The sequence below is a fragment of the Tenacibaculum profundi genome (assembly GCF_052050075.1).
Lineage (GTDB): Bacteria > Bacteroidota > Bacteroidia > Flavobacteriales > Flavobacteriaceae > Polaribacter.
Genome location: NZ_CP197225.1, coordinates 1,986,240 through 2,003,221 on the forward strand (window position 1 = coordinate 1,986,240; position 16,982 = coordinate 2,003,221).

Consider the following 16,982-nt stretch of genomic DNA (forward strand, 5'->3'; position numbering starts at 1 on the left):
AAAATGATTAAATTTATATACATAATTATTTTAGCTATCATCGTTTCCTGCTCTTTAGATATTCCTGTTGAGGACGAAATAACAGGGCTAGACGCTATCGATAATGCTGACATAGCGGATGAAACTTTATCAAGCGTTTACCTAAGCTACCCTAAGAACAAAATATTACTCTCAGTATTAACGGATGATCTCTATCCCAATCGTTATATTTCTACAAATAAGTCGACTTATGACTTTTATCAATGGCAAACCCAAGAAATAATATTATTTTCTAATTCGCTATGGACCGACTACTACAGAACGGTTAATAAAGCTAATATACTTTTAATAAGAATAAATGAAATTATATCAGAAGAACAAATAAACATCCAAAAATTAAAATACATCAAAGCGCAAACACTTTGTTTAAAAGCATTAGCTTACTTTGATTTGCTACAATTATACGCTTCAACATATTCAGAAACAACAAAAAATAATGCAGGTATTATTTTAAAAAACAATTTAACTGCTGAAGAATTACCAAGATCTGATATTGAAACTTGTTTTCATGAAATAGAACAAATATTATTAGAGGCTATAAATCTGTTTCAAGAAAATTCAAACAATACTACAAATACCATCTTCCGATTTTCTTTAAATAGCGCAAAAGCATTACTGGCAAAAATATATTTAAGCTGGAATAAATACGAAAAATCAATTGTTTTATGTAACGAGCTTATTTCCTCTACAATCCTAACAAAACAAGATCATGAGAAAGTATGGACCTCTCCTTTTGCCAATCAAGAAACTTTATTAGCTTTTGAAAATAATGTTTTTAATTATGGTAGTATTTTTGATAATTCTTCTCAACAATATATATTTTTCTGTAATACTTCATTAACATTTGACAACAATGATTACAGAAAAGATATCTGTTTTATACCCTCAGAATATATACAACTAAACAACAATAAGATATATGTAAATTACTTAGGAAAAGGGCAGACTGATTTATCAGGAAGATCAATAAACCCAATTATAGCCTTGAGAACTGCCGAATTATATTTTATCAAAGCAGAAGCACAGTACGAAACTTTTGATAAGGAAGCTGCAAAAAAAACAATTAACACTTTTCTATCAATGAGAAATTCTCAAGAAATTACCTCAACAGGAGAGTTATTTTTCAGAGATCTTTTGCATGAGAAACAAAAAGAATTTATTGGGGAAGGCTTACGATACTTTGATCTAAAACACTACAAATTAGATCTAAAAAAAATAAATTATAAAACAAACGCCTATATAAAAACAATTACTCCTGAAGATTATAGGTGGTTACTCCCCATACCATCTAGCGAAATCAAGAATAATAAGAATATAATACAAAACCCCTTTTGGGATACATTTATTTAAACACTGATCGAAATGAAAACAATTAAATCATTCTTTTTTTTACTCCTCTTCACTATTACAATAATTTCTTGTGAAGAAAATGAACCAGTTCAATTCACTAATCCGATAACAGTAAACTTATTAACTAATAAAGGATTACAAGTTACAGAGGGAGACTCAAAAGAATTTACACTTGATGTAATCTTAAGTAAGTCTTTTAACCAAGAAATTAAGCTCACTTTTGACTTGGAAAATACATCAAATTATCCAGATCTATTATCTATAGAAACTACTCCTGTAGTAATCTCGAAGAACGAGACAAAAGGTACTTTGAAAATTATTGCTAAATACAAGCCAAATATTGAAAACATTTTAACAGAAAACACAAATTTTAAAATTAATCTAATTTCCTATGAAGGCACTGAAAAAAATATTGTTTTAGAAGGATCTCAAACAATAATAGTTATGCCAGAAGAAAGTTTTACCCCATTAACTCAATCGCAAAAAACACTTATTGAGCACTATAAATCGCAAGGCATAGACCTCACTCCTTGGATTGGTAAAATTCCTGTAGAAGTGGAAGTAATAACAGCTGCAGGTGGCGGTTTTGCTCCCTTTGAAACTTCTGAAACCCTGTCTTATACGGGTACAACTTACATTACCTTAAGTGATAATGCTACTAGAGATAAGCCTTTATTAGTAATGACAAGAAATGCTTTCGGTTTAAATGAATATTTGCAATATGTATTTAGAAATGAAACTATTTTAAATACAGTGTATTGGAATAATGCAGGATCACCTTCATCATCTGCTGTTCTGGTAGCCATAGGTAATGATAGAGTAACTAAATGGAAAAATAAAGAGTATGATTTCAATGTTACTGTTGATGACCTTGAACTTAAAACAGACAACACCGTGACATTTATAAGAGAAGATGGTGCTTATGATTACTATTCTAATTTTTTACCTGGAGGAGAAAAATATAAAGTCTCTGCTGTAAACTTCAACTATGAGTTTGAACTATGGAACGAACTAGTCATACTGGCTAATGGTAATTCCGAGTTAACTGAACAGATACAACAAGGTGGCTCTCTTCATCCAAACAATTATATTACAGGTGGTTCTGTTTTATCTGATGAGTGGGAAGAAGGTAACTGGGTTGACCCGTCGGGGAATTATAATAGTTCAGATAAAAAAATGACCTTTGAATTTAATATTGACCACTCAAATTCAGGAGACTACGACATCATTAAAGTAAGTTTCACATCACCTAACTAACGACCAAAATAAAACTGACTTAAATGAGCATTTTTAAAATAAAAAAAACATCTGTATTTCTTATTGTAAGGATGCTCATTTGTTTTGTGTACTCGTTAACTTTTTCTCAAAATACAAAGCCAATAAAAAACAAACTAAGTAATGACTTCTCTTATTATATTCAAAAGAACAATTATCCTTCTCAGAAAGCACTTTTCTGCTTAGTTGTTAAAACAGGCTCCATTAATGAAAACAAAAATCAATTGGGGTATGCACACTTTTTAGAACACATGGCCTTTAAAGGAGGAAAACGTTTTAAAAACAAACAGTTTACAAAGTTCTTAGAAGAACAGGGTATGGAAATAGGCACTCATTTCAATGCCATTACAAACTACAACTATACCGTTTATAGAATATCTTTTCCTAAAAAAATAACATCCGAAATAGTAAGAAAAGTAATGGTTTTTTTCGCTGATATTTTAAATGGACTTCATTTAGATTGTCAACAAATAGAAACTGAAAAAAAAATAGTTCTAGAAGAAAAACGAACTACACCTTCACCCAGCAAGTACTATAATTTTAAGTTAGGAAATAGCCTTTATTTAAATAGATTGGCTATTGGTACCGATAATAGCATTAATAATATTACACAACAAAAACTAAATATATTTTACAAGCAATGGTATCAGCCTAAAAACTCAGCTGTCTTTATTGTTGGTGATATTGATTCAAAGAAAACTAAAAATATCATAAAAAATATTTTTACTCCTATTGAAAACAATACTTCGTTAAATAAAGAAACTGAAAACCAATTATATAATTTTATTAACACTAACTGTATGGTTAATAAAGTTACAGAGAAAACATTATCAAAAATATACCTGGACTGGGCTTTTAAACAGGTTCTTACATCTCCTAAACAAGAGCTCGTTAAAACAATAACGAAAAAACTGTTTAATAGAATTTTACAAAGAAGACTAGATAGCTTATTAGCTAACGATATAAAATATCCTTCAATAAAAAGCAATTACTTTCTTTCTGATGTTAGTTATTCGTCAATTTCTTTTGAGGTAAAGTCTTCTATTAAAAGAAGTATTGAAAAAATATTAGACGAGATTCAACGATTAAGATTACATCTAATTTCTGAAAAAGAATTACAATTCTATGTAAAACAAGAGCTTTACAAGTTAAATAAAAAAAGAAATCAAAAGAAAAGTTCGGAGCAAATTTTGAATGCTAATATAAATCAGTATCTAGGGCTAAAATTTAACATATCTGAAATTAAAGAAAAGAAATTAAAACAAGAGGCTTTAGAAGAAATTACCGTCGAAAACATACAAGAAGTCGCCAAGCAACTTCAAATGTCAAATAAATCACTTATTTTCATTGAACAGTCTAACGAAAACGATAGGTGTCTTTCATTACAAGAATTTAAAAACATAAAAGCAAGAGTTCGAAATAAAAATTTAAAAGCAATTGTTTTTGATGTTCCTGACAAGGCGGAAGAAAAAAATAATAATTCTTTTAAACTATTAACCCCAAATATAAAACCAAAACAACCTAGTCAAAAATCTTATTATCATGACTTAAATATTACTAAATTAGAATACAAAAACGGAATTGAAATATATTTAAAAGAAATAAGAGACAGCAGCAACGAAATAAAAATTTCAGGAATCTCAAAAGGAGGAACCTCATCGATCCCCGATAGTCTTTACTATCATTATGAATTTACTGTTCCATATATGGAACTCGGAGGGATTTCAAATTTGAATTCAAAACAACTTGAGGCTTATCATGAAGGCAAAAACTTTGGGGCTTCTTTTACTATATCAGAATTTGAACGAAATATATTTGGACACTCCACAACAAACGAAATCAATGAGTTTATGAAGTATTTATTCTTAAAAATGACAAAAGCTACTGCAGACACACTAGAATTCAACGCTGTGATAAAAGATGAAATACAAGCATTAAAAGAACAAAACAGGATACTTTTCAAACAAAACACATATAACAAAAAAGTAGCTGAACTAAAAAACTTATATTTTCCAAACCGCAATATTACTTACTCTACAAAACATTATGAAAATTTAGACATCTTCAGAATGCAGAAATTTTATGATCGTGCTTTTAATAATGCATACGACTGGAAATTTATTATAACAGGTGATTTTTCTACTAGTACGCTTATACCTATTCTAAACTTCTATCTAGGTAATTTGAATAAGAACTCTAAATTAAAAAATGTAAAATTATTCGATAAAAGTAAATTTTCAAATATTTTAAGAACCCCATCATCAAATAATAAAAAAACAGTAACAACAACTTTTCTATTATATAATTACTTTAAGCCTAATTTAAAGAATACAATTTTATATTATTTGACCGAAAAATATTTACGTAACAGAATACATAAAGTATTACGAGAAAAAAATGGTTTAGTATATACCCCTATTGTTACTGTCGAAAAAAGTAAAAGTTTAAAAAACTTTTCAATACTTGAGATTCAGTATCAAAACAAGGCTACAAATACAGAAAAAATTAAACAAATTGTTGTAAAATCAATAGAAGAAATATTGACTAAAAGGTTAACAGAAGAAGAACTCTTATGGTATAAAAAAAGTGCTTTAATAAACCATAATACTATTTTAAATAGTAAAGATAGTCATGACTGGAACACTTATATTCGTCAAAGCTTGTCTAATATCAATAATATTGAAGATCAACAAAACTTTAAACGCGAATTAGATAGCATTTCTTCTCGTGATGTCTATAGCTTTATTAACAAAATCATAAACTTCAAAGACATTAAAATTGTTCATGATAAATAAATTATATTTTATGATAAACTGGAATACTCACTGCCAAAAGAGTAAATACCTTTTAAATGTTTAACTCCGATCTAATCTACAGAAAAGTAAACTATTCTTTCTAAAAAATAAGACGTAAAAACTTCTATAGAGTTATATTCTTACGCCTTTGGAGTGCCAAAAGGCACTAGTTTAAAATCATTGAAACCAAACTAAAAAAGTACGTTAACACTCCTTGGTTTAATTGGCTTCAAAAAACGCAAAACACTGTTAAACAATAGTTAAACAATTAAATCCATCATCAACAGTTCAAAATAATATTTTACCTTCAGAACAAATTCTCCAATTGAAGTAAAAGTTTCCAATCATATTATAAAAAACAAATATCGTTGTTGTTTGTTTATAATTTATAAAATAGATCTAAGACCAGTTCAGATAAGAACAACTAACCTAGCAATTCATTAAATTTGAAAAATGATCTATAATAAATTAAATACTTAAACTTCAATTTTGATAATAAAAATCAATAACTAAAATAAATAAATTATGGATCGAATCTTATTAAATTCAACCGCGTTATTCTTATTTATAATTTTAAGTACTTTAAAATTACAAGCACAAGATCTACCTCCATTGAGTGGTTACTCTGAAATAAACGAGAAAATAGGATATACAGATATTAAAATTGAATATTCACGACCATCTGCTAGAGGTAGAAAAATATTTGGTGATCTAGTAAGCCTCGGAAGAATTTGGCGGGCTGGTGCTAACGAAGATACCAAAATTACGTTTAGTACAGATGTAGAAATTAACAACGAAACCCTAAAAGAAGGTAGTTATTCCATTTTTATAAAACCAAAAGAGAAATCTTGTGTATTTTATTTTTATCAAAAATCTACGACTGACTGGGGAGGAGTTCCTCCTAAAAACTCAAAAGAACAACATGCTTGGAATCCTGAAAAATTAAAATTAGAATTTGAAGTACCCATAAAACAAGTTGAGTATACAGAAACATTAACTTTTGGCATCCAAAATATTAGCCTAAGTAGAGGTGAATTATTTATGGCCTGGGAAGAAATAAAAGTAGCAGTACCGTTTACCACCAAATCAACTGGACAAGCAATCAAATCAATCGAAAAAAGACTACAAGAACCAACACCTTGGCAATACTATGATTACGCAAACTTTTATATGGGCAATTCTATCAAATTGAAAGAGGCTTTAAAATATATAAATATTGCTATTAATAAAGCTGAAAACAGTAGTTGGTGGTTTTTAAGATGTAAATCTCAAATTCTCGCAAAACTTAAAAGGTATGATGAAGCTATTGAAACAGCTAAGGAAGGCTTAAAGGAGGCTAAAAAAGAAAAATCAAATTTTTACACAACACAAAGTAATAATGATATCAAACGTTGGATTAATATTTAAAAGAATAAACATCAAAATTATGAAATCATTAGTTAATTTATTTATTACAAGCTTTATTTTTGTTCTCACAGCTTACAGTCAAGAAACAAACTTAACAGAAGTGTTGTTACCAGAGCGAAGTCCTAAATCATTAATAGAGCAATCCGTAGGACTCACAAAATTTAAAATAAGCTATAATCGGCCTAGTAAAAAAGGAAGAGTTATTTTTGGAAATCTGGTTCCGTTTGGAGACTTATGGCGAACTGGAGCGAATGCAAATACTACCATAACTGCAAGTACTCCATTTACCATAGCAAAAAAACAAATAAATGCTGGAACCTATGCTATTTTCACTATTCCTAATAAAGAGTATTGGGAAATAATTCTATACTCGGACCATAATGGTTGGGGTACCCCTGAAAAAATTGATGAATCAAAAATTGTTCTAAAAACTAAAATAAACACAAAACATCTTACCTCAGCTGTTGAATCATTTTCTATCAATTTCACAGACCTTAATTCAAATAAGGCAAACTTAAATTTAGAATGGGAAAACACACGAGTAACTATACCTATTTACTTAGATACTAAAAAATACGCTTTAAACAATATCAATTCATTTTTAAGTCCACACGAATTAAATTTTCGGAAAATGGCTAACTATTTAATATCCGAAGGAATCGAATTGGAAAAGTCTTTAGATATCTGTGATCAAATTATAGAAAAAAATAAAGGACAGTTATCAGGGGTATGGGGATATCACTTTAAAGCCCTAGCATACAAAAAATTAAATAAACCTAGAGATAGTAAATCACAGATTGAGCAAGGTATAAAGTATGTTAACTCCATAGAAAGCCTGAGCAATGAGTATAAGAAAGAGTTGATTAATATTTTAAAAGAAAATAAAATATTTTAGTTTTGATAAGCTTTTAAATTTAACCTCGCTTTGAAGCGAGGTTTTTAAATAGGCAGAATATTTTACTAAAAAAACATCACAAAATATTTTACCTGATATGAACAACCATCTAAAATAAATGGTGATCAGATATACGTTTTTTACATGAAGATTCAAAAGTGTTATTTGTGTTTACTGAAATAAAACATTCTCTTAGAAAACATCAAAAAAATCCTATAAAATGTAACAACAATTTTATCAAAACAAGAACGCACCTATCTATTAGTATTTTTATATTTTTGCGCCAAAAAAAATTGTTTTTATAGTTATAAAAATCATGCAAAAATCAAAATTACTATTCGCTCTAACTCTCCTCTATTGTTTAATTAGTGAAGCACAAACAGAAATTACCCAATTTAAAAATGATTTAAAAACAAGCTATTCTTTTGTTAAAAATATTATTCCAACTGTAAACAAAGACACTAATGAACTTGTTATTTTTATTATGGATCCCAAAAAAGTCTACACCTATAAATTAAATGAGAACTTTAAAGTTGTAGACAAAATTACTTCCGAGAATAAAAAAAGAAAATACAAAACAATTTTAGGTAGTACAATAAACAAGGATGATTGCATGCTTTTCCTTTCAAATAGCAATCAAGAAAAGTTTGCTTACGTCAACTTGTCTTTTCAGAATAAAACAACTATTTTTCAAGAATTCTCTCTTCACAAAGGGGATAACTTTGTACAATCTTTTTCTTATAAAAATCGATTTTACATGTTAGCAATAAATAAAGATTCAAAAGATATTTTACTCTACGAATTCAACTCAAAAAATAAAAAAATTGATAGAAATAAAATAGACGAAAAAAATAACTTTTTATTAACTAAAAATGATCAGGTTAAGAGAATTGCTGATGTAATAAATAAGTACGGGAGGAGGATACAAAAATTTGAAAAAGATACCCCTAACTCAATAGAATCAGCATCTAATTTGATAAAAATGTACTTGAAAAATAATGAAATTATATTATCCTTTGATGAAAGCTTGAAAGGCACTCAAGTAATTACAATAAATATTGATAAAAAAACTATCACGAAAAAAACATTCATGAATCCCTTATCAAAGATAAAATCTTTTCGAAAAAAAAGTAATTCCTTTATCTATGATGATATAATTGCACTAATCTCAGGAGATGCAAACATATTTAAAATGCATATCTTAAAATACTCCTCTGGTGAACTTATCCAAGAATATGCGATAAGTAAAGACGAAGAAATATCTTTCAAAAATACTCCAATAATACAAACGGGCGGAGAGTACGCTAAATTTCGAGAATTTGAAAAAACATCTAAATTTTTAAGAAAAATAAGTGCAAGCAATATGGGGGTCTCTATTATCAAAAATAATGATGATTATCAATTTACCATAGGAGGTTATGTAACACGTAATAGTCCTGGTGGTGCGATACCCATGATGGGGATGGGGGCTTTTGGAGGAATTCCCTTAGGAAGTGTTAGTAACGTTACGTTTTACTTTAACCCGACAATGTTTGCATATAATTCTTTTAACACTACTAAATCCACAAAAATAGAATGCTTATTTAATAAACATCTGGAACATATTGAAAAAGAGGAAAGACTTGAAACTATCTTTGATAAAATCAAAAAACATAAAGTATCAAACACAAGTCATGAAACATTATTTAAATATAAAAATTTCTTTATTCAGGGATACTACAGTAACTTAAATAAAAGTTACTATCTAATTAAATTTACTCAGTAAAAACAAAGTCTTATAAACTGATTCTAATTTTCAAATAAAACTAAAAAATTAATAGAGAGTATACTTGAAGATAGTTCATATATTATTAGATGCAATTATATTCCCTTAGAAAATTGAACAGCCAAAAATAAACCTTTATTATCTTAGCAACTACTCCAAGGTTTCATGGAGTTCTTTTTAAAAAACACACTATATGCAACTTATCACCTATATTTCTTCACATGTTCAAGTTTCTCTAAAATCAATTGAAAGTACAATTGAACTATTAAATGAAGATTGTACTGTTCCTTTCATCGCGAGATATCGAAAAGAAAAAACAGGAAATCTAGATGAAGTTGAAATAGGGCAAATTGTTCAATTAAAACAACAATTTGAAGCTTTAGAAAAGAGAAAAAAGGCTATCTTTAAAGCAATTGATGAGCAAGGCAGTCTAACAGATGAATTAAAGGCTAAAATTGAAAGAACAGACAATTTAACTACTTTAGAAGACCTTTATCTACCCTTTAAAAAGAAAAGAAAAACAAAAGCCGAAACAGCAAGAAAAAACGGATTAGAACCATTAGCTAAAATCATTATGAGTCAGCGTAGTGATAATTTAGAACATGTGGCTTCAAAATACGTGAAGAACGAAATAGAATCAGTGGATAAAGCCCTAGAGGGAGCACGTCATATTATTGCCGAATGGATTAACGAACGTACCGATATTCGTAATATGGTTCGTAGAGAATTGGAACGATACTCAACCATAGCCACCAAAGTTGTCAAGTCTAAAAAAGACGAAGCAGACGCTCAAAAATACAAAGACTACTTTGACTGGTCGGAAAATTTACGTCGAATTCCATCTCATAGAATGTTGGCTATTTTAAGAGCCGAAAAAGAAGGATTTATTCGCGTCAAAATTGAAATTGACGATACGAATGTTTTAAATAAAATTGATCACAAACTCATTAAATCGAATAATGAAAGTGGTGCTGAAATTCAAGAGGCTATTGATGACTCTTACAAACGTTTATTACTTCCTTCATTAACTACCGAAGCAATGAACCTTGCGAAAGCAAAAGCAGACGAATCGGCCATCACTGTCTTTGCTAAAAATCTACAACAATTATTACTGGGTGCGCCCTTAGGTGAAAAGCGAATACTTGCTATTGACCCAGGTTTTCGAACGGGATGTAAAGTAGTTTGCTTAAATAAACAAGGTGATTTGTTGGAAAACGACACTATTTTCCCACATCCACCTCAAAATAAATCGAAAGAAGCCTCATATACAATTGAACACCTAGTTAAAAAACATCAAATAGAAGCGATATCTATTGGAAACGGAACGGCTTCGAGAGAAACGGAACGCTTAGTACGAAATATTTCGTTTTCATCACCTATTGAAATTTTTGTAGTAAATGAAGCTGGGGCATCAATCTATTCTGCTTCAAAAATTGCGCGTGATGAGTTTCCAAATCATGATGTTACGGTAAGAGGCGCTGTTTCTATTGGTCGTCGTTTAGCCGACCCTTTGGCTGAATTAGTTAAAATTGACGCCAAATCTATCGGTGTTGGACAATATCAGCATGACGTCGATCAATCTAGCCTAAAACAATCGTTAGATACGATCGTGGAACATTGTGTAAACAAAGTTGGAGTCAATGTAAACACAGCAAGTGCATCACTTTTAAGTTATGTTTCTGGAATTGGTCCGAAACTGGCTGAAAACATTGTCAACTACCGAAATGAAAATGGAGCATTTAACAACAAAGTTGCTATTAAAAAAGTGCCTAGATTAGGTGGAAAAGCTTTTGAACAATCTGCAGGTTTTTTACGTATAAAAAACGGAAATAATCCCCTAGATAACTCTGCCGTACATCCCGAACGCTATGATGTAGTTAAGCAGATAGCAAAAGATGCTGGTAAAGACATTCATGATTTAATAGGAAACTCAGGAATTTTAAAGCAAATTAAACTTCAAACATATATTACCGACTCTTTCGGGTTACCAACACTTCAGGATATTATTAAAGAACTTGAAAAACCAGGATTAGATCCGAGGTCAAAAGCTAAAGCATTCATTTTTAACGAACATATCAAAACCATCGATGATTTGAAAATAGGAATGGTTTTACCAGGAATTGTAAACAACATTACTAATTTTGGTTGCTTTGTTGATATTGGTATTAAAGAGAGTGGATTGGTTCACGTATCAAATGTTTCAAATACCTATATAAAAGATATTAATAACCACGTAAGCTTACAACAACAAGTACAAGTTAAAGTTTTAGAAGTAGATTTAACCAGAAAACGAATTCAGCTAAGTATGAAGCTCTAGGTAGTTATTTCGTTAGGCAGTGAAAATATTTATAGCTAATACTTTAGCATAATACATTAGTTTTCATTATTTTAATAAAACATTTATTATCATTTACTGATAACAATACAATTTTATTACAAAGTCTAACTAACCACTCATGAGTCATAACAAGAGGCAATTATTGGAAACTTCTCTCGAAAATGAAAAAACTGCCCATAAAGAAACTGAGATAGCTTTGCAACAGGCATCGAAGGCTCTCCAAAATAAAAATCAAGAACTAGAAAATGTTAAATTAAAAACACTAAAACTAGTAAATGAAAAACAAATTGAACTTGACAATTTATTCCGCACGATAATTGACCCTTATATTCTCATGGATCTTAAAGGTTATGTTATACAGATGAATAATGCTGCAATCGATTTTTTTGGTACTTCTTTAAAAAAGGGAAGTTTTAACGTAAAAAACAACATTTATGAAAAAGACATGAAGCATATGGTTGATGCGTTTCATGAATTTTTAAAGGTAGGAAGTCTTCGTAATTTTCAAATACGCCTATTTGATAAAAATAAAAATTTAAAATGGGTAGATATTAATTGTAATATAATTTTTGATGTCAATCAAAAGCCAAAACTAGCACAAGGAATTATAAGAGATATTACACACCAAAAACAACAGCAAGAATTTTTCAACATGCAAAAGCAACAATTAGACATTATTGTTGAAAATTCGTCCTTAGGTATAGCACTAATAGAAGATGGAAAAATTTTAAAAACTAACAAAACCTTTAGAGATCTATTAAACTACGAAGAAGGAGAACTCTCAGGACTTCCTTTTACTCATATCTTGATCGAAGAAGATCGAAGAAAATTTAATAATCATGTTAAAAAGCTTGCTAATAAAAAAGCCCATAGCTTTTCTATCATTAAAAGATATAAAACAAAGAACGCTAAAATATTCAAGGCTAAAACAAAAGTTTCGCTAGTTATTAATACAGACAATAAAGACCTTAAAGTAATTGTCATTGAAGACATTACCAAAGATTTTATAAATCAGTCTTTGCTCATGTCTTTAAATAGATTGATGTACTCTGTTTTAGGAAAAACTGACATACAAGAAATAGCTAAAGAAATAGTAACGAACACATCTAGACTTCTTGCCCTTGAAAATTGTGCTATCCAACTCATAGACCCAGTAACGAAAGAACTAAAAAAAGCAGCAAATTATCCTAAAGAACAAGAATGCTCTGTATACAATAAAATTGCTAATGATGTAATAAAAAAAAATAATACCCTAATAATAAATGATGTAGTTAACGATAAGAGGTATACAAAAGAAAATATAACATATGGCTCGATAATTTTTATTCCAATCATTGTCAAAAAACATGTTATTGGTTTGCTGTATTCTAAGCATTCAAATAAAAATTTCTTTTCAAATCATCTTTCTAAAACATTAACTACTATTACTAATCTTGCAGCCGTAAAACTGGAAAGTGCCACCAACTTAAAGTTATTAATTGAAACAGGAAATAAAAATAAAGAGCTAGTTAAAAATCTACGACGAAGCAATAAGGAACTCGATGATTTTGCTCATGTTGTTTCGCATGACCTAAAATCTCCATTACGAAATATGAATGCATTGACTAGCTGGATACAAGAAGAAACAGAAGATACTGAAAATGATTCAATAAAGGAAAATATCCAAATGTTATTCAATCAAATAGACAAAATGGATCACTTAATAAATGGGATATTAAAATACGCTAGGATTGACCAAGTAAACTCGGTAAATAGAAAAATAAATATTCAAAATTTGGTCGAAAACTTGATTAAAACTTTATACATACCAGAACATGTAACCGTGCATATCAACTCTAAATTACCGCTTATAAAAATGGATAAATTTAGATTACATCAATTATTTCAAAATCTACTAAGCAATGCCATAAAATATTGCGATAAAAACAACGGTTTTGTCACCGTAGGTGCAACAGAGGAAAACACTTGCTGGAAATTTTACATAAAAGATAATGGTCCAGGTATTCCTGAAAAATACCATGATAAAGTTTTTAAAATTTTCAAAACTTTAAAAGATCTTAATTCTTCAACAGGTGTAGGGCTTTCAATTGTAAAAAAAATTATAGACATGCACGATGGAAAAATATGGATTGACTCAGTAGATCAAAAAGGGACTACCTTTTATTTTACTTTGCCTAAACCTAAATAATAAAACTTAATTTATATTTATCTCAGGCTGTTAATATCATAAATATTATGAAAGCCGTATTTTTTTTTAATCAATTATATTTCGATTATAAAAAATCTATTTAGGTCCAACAGCTATAAATGAAAACCAAGAGTCTTCTACATTATTCTCCCCTTCGTTATCGTGAATAATAACAGTAGCTCTTGAATTGGACAAGGATATAATATTCACAACATTATCTTCATAACTATTAAGCGCTGTTAATTCACCTGCTGTAAATGTTATCGATGGTATAGCTTTAAATGGTGATAAAAAATCAATTTGATATCTCGAATTTGTGAGTTTTTTAACAGTAAATCCTGTACCCTGAGCAATTGTACCGTTCTCATTTACATTACCTCTTATGAGCTTTAAATCTTCACCTAAAGAAGTTCCTAAACCTATTGGAACCCACTCACTACCAGTATACTTATATAGTCTTTTATCTGTAGAATTGTAGACTAATCCTCCTTGACTTATTGTTGTAATGCTATTCATTTCTACGTTACTTAAAGCTGGTAATACAAATACAGAATTTGCATCAATCTGAGATGTAACATAAGAGGTATAGCACATCAAAAAAAACACGAAAAATTTTCTTTTCATAAAATTTTAAATTAATTATTCTTTTAAAAAGTATATCAAATTTACCCTTTATCAATTGAGCAAATATAATTCAATTGTCTAATAATTTAACTTACTAACCCAGTCTTTATGCAGTAAATGAAGATATTTCAAAATTTTATTATCTGATTAAAACCTAGCCCCCTATTTATCAAACGATTGAAAAAACTAAAAAAAAACAAATAAACTTCATCTATTTTACAGCAAAAAAAGAGTTGTCTTCATAAACAACTCTTTCTTTCTTTTTCATTTATTTTTTGAACATCAAAAATAATTCATTTGATACTTCTAGCAATCCTCCCAACTATTTACGACCTAACATTAATAACTCGTTACAAACGATTTCAGTAAAATATCGTTTATTACCATCTTTATCATCAAAAGATCGTGATCTTAATCTTCCTTCAATAATCACGTCGCTTCCCTTTTGTAAAAATTGCTCAACAATACTTGCAATATTATTCCAAGCTATAATATTGTGCCATTGTGTATCTGTTACTTTTTGACCCGAAGAATCTTTATACGTTTCATTTGTTGCTAATGAGAATTTAGCTATTCTTTTTCCATCATCAAGAGTAATAATTTCAGGTGTTGTTCCTAAATTTCCAATCAACTGTACCTTGTTTTTAAGTGCATTCATAATTATTATTTTTTTGTTAAACAGTTAAGATTTAATTTGTCTTATAAGTAAAATATTAAAGACAATGCAAAGGTGTAACAACATAAAAATTATATTCGGTTATTAAACGTTTGTAGTCGTTTGTAGTCGTTTGTAGTCGTTTGTAGTCGTTTAATTTTATTGTATATTCGCTTAAATATTTTGTTATGGGACTATTTTTAGAAACTAAAAACTTAATACTAAGAGAATTTAAAGAGATTGATATAGCGCATATCTTTGAACTAGATTCGAATCCAGAAGTTCATAAATATTTAGGGAATAAGCCTATTTCACCCCATAAAGAGTCAGAGGACACACTTACTTTTTTCTTAGATCAATATGCCTCTCGAAAAGTTGGAAGATTTGCGCTATTTGAGAAATCATCTGGCTATTTTGTAGAGTGGTCTGAACTAAAACTAAATACCGGCATCAAAAAACAGTTAAACAGTTTTACAAATTTTGTCGATATTGGCTATCCTCTGATTCCTAAATTTTGGGGCAATGATTACGCTACAAAATCCGCTATAAAATGCTTAGATTATGGTTTTCGAAAAAAATATCTTATAATTTATGGTGCTGTAGTAGCAGCGAATGTAGGGTTTAATAAAGTTCTTGAAAAAATAGGCTTAAAGTTTATTAAAAAATTTCCTTTGAACGGAATGAAATGAAATGGTATGCATTAAACAAATTTGAATATGAGTAATAGAAAATGTTTGGATTGTGGTGAAAAAATTTCGGGCAGAATCGATAAAAAATTCTGTACTGATTATTGTCGAAATTCCTATAATAATAAAGCGGACAAGGGTAATAAAAATTTAATTCGAAATATTAATAATAGATTACGAAAAAACTATAAAATCCTAACAGAACTTAATATTTCCGGTAAAACTAAAGTAACTAGAAGAAAACTATTTGATAAAGGTTTTGATTTTAAATTTATCACTACCTTATACACAACAAAAGCAGGGAATACCTACTTTTATGTGTATGATCAAGGATATTTGGAATTAGAAAATGAATGGTTTTTATTAGTTAAACAAGAATAACCTTATCAACTATAATCATCATTCTATTTTCCAAGTATTTCCTTTTAGCTTTATTGCTGCTTTTAAAACATCTTTTTGGCTTATTTGACCTATTAACTTACCATCCTTTATAATCGGAAATCGCCTTAGTTTTGATTCTACAAATTTATTAGCAGCGTCAAAAATATTCATATTTCCGTCTATTGTCTCAACTTCTCTAACCATTGCCTTACCAACGGTTCTTTTTTTATCTATGGGCATATTATAATATCTACTTTCAGAAATCTGTTTCATACAATCTCCTTCTGAAATTATTCCTATCAACTCATTTTTTTCATTGACAACAGGACCTCCTGAAATTCTGTTTTTAATCAATGCTTCTATTACTTCTTCTATCGATTGCTCTTCTTTAAAAGAAATTATCTTTGTTGTCATATAATCAGATACCAAAATAGGCTCTGAATTATCCTTTTGAACAGGGCTTCTTTTACCCTGAAAATTAATAATTCCCATATTTAATTGTTTTAAATTATCCTATTAAAAACACCATTCCAAAAAATAGATTGATGTTCATTAAATTTTACCTTTCAATTTAATATTTTTAT

General features: G+C 29.1%; 13 protein-coding genes. 10 read left to right on the top strand and 3 right to left on the bottom strand.

Annotated elements, in window-relative coordinates:
• Nucleotides 1-3 precede the first annotated feature (3 nt).
• From ACSIGE_RS08120 to ACSIGE_RS08155, 8 genes are all read left to right on the top strand, one after another.
• Nucleotides 4-1,389, top strand: coding sequence for a RagB/SusD family nutrient uptake outer membrane protein (locus tag ACSIGE_RS08120; RefSeq protein ID WP_440879372.1), 1,386 nt, complete (start codon nucleotides 4-6; stop codon nucleotides 1,387-1,389).
• Nucleotides 1,390-1,401: 12 nt separating this feature from the next.
• Complete coding sequence (locus ACSIGE_RS08125) at nucleotides 1,402-2,646, top strand: DUF4929 family protein (protein WP_440879373.1); 1,245 nt, start codon at nucleotides 1,402-1,404, stop codon at nucleotides 2,644-2,646.
• A gap of 23 nt (nucleotides 2,647-2,669) precedes the next feature.
• On the top strand, nucleotides 2,670-5,459 hold the full coding sequence (locus ACSIGE_RS08130; protein ID WP_440879374.1) for an insulinase family protein: 2,790 nt from the start codon (nucleotides 2,670-2,672) through the stop codon (nucleotides 5,457-5,459).
• Nucleotides 5,460-5,984: 525 nt separating this feature from the next.
• The gene (locus ACSIGE_RS08135) at nucleotides 5,985-6,866 is read left to right on the top strand and encodes a DUF2911 domain-containing protein (RefSeq protein ID WP_440879375.1); all 882 of its coding nucleotides are present in this window, start codon (nucleotides 5,985-5,987) and stop codon (nucleotides 6,864-6,866) included.
• A 19-nt stretch (nucleotides 6,867-6,885) separates the two neighbouring features.
• On the top strand, nucleotides 6,886-7,761 hold the full coding sequence (locus tag ACSIGE_RS08140) for a DUF2911 domain-containing protein (protein WP_440879376.1): 876 nt from the start codon (nucleotides 6,886-6,888) through the stop codon (nucleotides 7,759-7,761).
• A gap of 316 nt (nucleotides 7,762-8,077) precedes the next feature.
• Nucleotides 8,078-9,526, top strand: a complete 1,449-nt coding sequence (locus tag ACSIGE_RS08145) for a hypothetical protein (RefSeq protein ID WP_440879377.1) — start codon at nucleotides 8,078-8,080, stop codon at nucleotides 9,524-9,526.
• Nucleotides 9,527-9,719: 193 nt separating this feature from the next.
• Nucleotides 9,720-11,843, top strand: coding sequence for a Tex family protein (locus ACSIGE_RS08150; RefSeq protein WP_440879378.1), 2,124 nt, complete (start codon nucleotides 9,720-9,722; stop codon nucleotides 11,841-11,843).
• A 139-nt stretch (nucleotides 11,844-11,982) separates the two neighbouring features.
• Nucleotides 11,983-14,052: a PAS domain-containing sensor histidine kinase gene (locus ACSIGE_RS08155; protein ID WP_440879379.1), complete on the top strand. Its 2,070-nt coding sequence runs from the start codon at nucleotides 11,983-11,985 to the stop codon at nucleotides 14,050-14,052.
• A 96-nt stretch (nucleotides 14,053-14,148) separates the two neighbouring features.
• Here the strand turns inward: ACSIGE_RS08155 and ACSIGE_RS08160 are convergent, their stop codons facing one another.
• Both ACSIGE_RS08160 and ACSIGE_RS08165 read right to left on the bottom strand, forming a co-directional pair.
• The gene (locus ACSIGE_RS08160) at nucleotides 14,149-14,676 is read right to left on the bottom strand and encodes a hypothetical protein (protein WP_440879380.1); all 528 of its coding nucleotides are present in this window, start codon (nucleotides 14,674-14,676) and stop codon (nucleotides 14,149-14,151) included.
• 322 nt (nucleotides 14,677-14,998) lie between these two features.
• Nucleotides 14,999-15,334: a single-stranded DNA-binding protein gene (locus tag ACSIGE_RS08165; protein WP_440879381.1), complete on the bottom strand. Its 336-nt coding sequence runs from the start codon at nucleotides 15,332-15,334 to the stop codon at nucleotides 14,999-15,001.
• A 185-nt stretch (nucleotides 15,335-15,519) separates the two neighbouring features.
• On the opposite strand from ACSIGE_RS08165, the gene ACSIGE_RS08170 reads away from it, so the two are divergent.
• Entirely contained in the window at nucleotides 15,520-16,020 is a 501-nt protein-coding gene (locus ACSIGE_RS08170; RefSeq protein ID WP_440879382.1) for a GNAT family N-acetyltransferase, read from the top strand.
• Between the two features lie 27 nt (nucleotides 16,021-16,047).
• Complete coding sequence (locus ACSIGE_RS08175; protein WP_440879383.1) at nucleotides 16,048-16,398, top strand: hypothetical protein; 351 nt, start codon at nucleotides 16,048-16,050, stop codon at nucleotides 16,396-16,398.
• Between the two features lie 18 nt (nucleotides 16,399-16,416).
• Here the strand turns inward: ACSIGE_RS08175 and ACSIGE_RS08180 are convergent, their stop codons facing one another.
• The gene (locus ACSIGE_RS08180) at nucleotides 16,417-16,890 is read right to left on the bottom strand and encodes a CBS domain-containing protein (protein ID WP_440879384.1); all 474 of its coding nucleotides are present in this window, start codon (nucleotides 16,888-16,890) and stop codon (nucleotides 16,417-16,419) included.
• Between the last annotated feature and the right edge of the window lie 92 nt (nucleotides 16,891-16,982).